At 70.4% G+C, this 1,643-nt stretch carries 2 protein-coding genes; both read left to right on the top strand.

Features of this window, described 5'->3' with window-relative positions:
- Positions 1-466: hypothetical protein (locus tag GT354_RS08640; protein WP_346011934.1), on the top strand; the 466-nt coding region annotated here is incomplete at its 5' end.
- Positions 466-1,643: FtsK/SpoIIIE domain-containing protein (locus GT354_RS08635; RefSeq protein ID WP_237534519.1), on the top strand; the 1,178-nt coding region annotated here is incomplete at its 3' end. The genes GT354_RS08640 and GT354_RS08635, both read left to right, overlap by 1 nt.

The following is a 1,643-nucleotide window of genomic DNA, read 5'->3' as shown; positions in this document are numbered from 1 at the left end:
GACACTTGTCATGACAAGTGACGTCCGACAACGGACGGACGTCCATGAGTGGCTGGAGGCCACACCCATGCAGTCCATACCTGTGGACATCAACCGGCTCGGGACGCTCATGTGCGTCGTCGCGCCGGAACCCAAGCTCGTCAACCGGGACACCGGTGAACTCAAGGTCGACCGTGACGGCGTGACCGTGTGGACGGTCGGCGTGTCCGTGCGGCAACGGGACACACGACGTACGTCGGTGATCGAGATAGCCGTGTCCGGCGAACCCTCCGGCATCGCGGAAGGCGTGCGCGTGATCGCACACGACCTCGTCGCGTTCGCCTGGGAGCAGGGCGGCCGACACGGAACATCCTTCCGCGCGGCCTCGATCACCCCTGCCGGCACGCCCGGCCCTGCGGCGGAACGCCCCGCCGGACCGCTTTCCTCGGCCCTGCGCGCCGGCAAGGACAAGGAGGCTGATTCCTGATGATGCGACAGATCCTTACGTGGGTCGTGACAGTCGTGGCGCTGGGGCTGCTGTTCGCGGCTCCCGCGCTGCGGCGCCGTTTCCCGGTCGGTTGGTGGTACGCGTTCGGCTTCCCGCTGGTGGCCGTGCGGGTGTGGCGGTCGTGGCGTCCGTTGGCGATCGAGCGGGGCCTGACGATCACGCGGCTCCCCTCTCGTGTGCTGCTCGGTGATCTGATCGTGCGCGGTCAACCGCTGCGGCCGATTCCGCCTCGGATCGGCATCCCCCGGCCCCGTGCGGGTGGCCTTTCGGTCGCTGTACGGATGCACCCCGGGCAGACGCCGGACTCGTTCGCGGACTCCGCCGGCGCGCTGGCTCACGCCTGGCGCGTCCACGCCGTGCGCGTCGCCTCCACCGCGCGGGGATCGGTGCGCTTATCCGCGATGGCGACCGACCCTCTGACCGACGTCCCCTCCCCGGGCAAGCTCGACCGGTCGGTGTCGCTGATGGTCGCGCCGGTGGGCCGCCGTGAGGACGGCCAACCCTGGGTGATCGACTTCCGCGCGGCGCCGCACTGGCTGATCGTCGGGGCCACCCGCTCCGGCAAGTCCACGCTGATGGCGGCGCTGGTTACGGCGTTGGCTCCGCAACCCCTCGCCCTGGTCGGCATCGACTGCAAGGGCGGCATGGAACAAAGCCTCTTCGCTCCACGCCTGTCCGCGCTGGCCACCTCCCGCGAGGAAGCGTCCCGACTCCTGGGCGCCTTGGTGGACGAAACGCAACAGCGCATGCGGATCTGCCGGTTCGCCCGGGTCCGCTCGATCTGGGAACTCCCGGTCGGCAAGCGACCGACACCGATCGTGGTCCTGGTCGACGAAGTCGCGGAACTCTTCCTCGCGGCCTCCCGCGCGGAAAAGGACGAAGCGGCACAGGTGGCTACCGCGCTCGTGCGGCTGGCGCAGCTCGGCGCGGCGCTGGGCGTTCACCTCGTCGTCGCGGGTCAACGCGTCGGCTCGGACCTCGGGCCCGGCGCTACCGCTCTTCGCGCGCAGTTGGCCGGGCGGGTGTGCCATCGCGTCTCGGACCCCGGAACGGCCGAAATGGCCCTGGGGGACCTCAACCCGGATGCGGTCGACGCCGCGCAGGCGATCACCACGGACGAACCCGGCGTCGCGATCCTCTCCGGCGTGGACGGCTC

Source organism: Streptomyces sp. SID3343, assembly GCF_009865215.1.
In the GTDB taxonomy this organism is placed as follows: Bacteria; Actinomycetota; Actinomycetes; order Streptomycetales; family Streptomycetaceae; genus Embleya.
Note: the sequence above shows the minus strand (reverse complement) of the source record. Positions and strands in the feature narration are given on the sequence as shown.